Source organism: Psychrobacter sp. TB20-MNA-CIBAN-0197, assembly GCF_040309765.1.
GTDB classification, from domain to species: domain Bacteria; phylum Pseudomonadota; class Gammaproteobacteria; order Pseudomonadales; family Moraxellaceae; genus Psychrobacter; species Psychrobacter submarinus.
Map to the genome: position 1 here is coordinate 1 of NZ_JBEOPC010000203.1, position 361 is coordinate 361.

The following is a 361-nucleotide window of genomic DNA, read 5'->3' on the forward strand; positions in this document are numbered from 1 at the left end:
CCACCAATCTTATCGGCGAAAGCGATTGCTAGAATCAGCCAACCTTGGGAAGTCTATTTATATGAGTCACACCCCTAAACCTAAGCCACCAATGGATATCAGTAACTTAGTCGATAGTTTAGAGTATTCTAAAACTGTCTCCGCTGACGGTACTGCTATTAGCAACCAATTAGCTGCTTATTCAGAATCGTATTTTGACGCGTTATATAATGACAATACCGATCCATGGCAGTATCAAACTCGTTGGTATGAAAAACGAAAACGTGATATGTGTCTAGCGATACTGCCGCAATCTCAATATAAGCATGGCATTGAATTAGGCTGTGGCAACGGCGTACTGAGTGAACTCTTGGCTCAACGT

At 42.1% G+C, this 361-nt stretch carries 1 protein-coding gene; it reads left to right on the plus strand.

Annotation, left to right across the window (positions count from 1 at the left end):
- Nucleotides 1–61: 61 nt before the first annotated feature.
- The coding region (locus AAEY83_RS13320; RefSeq protein WP_502945165.1) for a class I SAM-dependent methyltransferase at nt 62–361 on the plus strand (300 nt) is incomplete at its 3' end.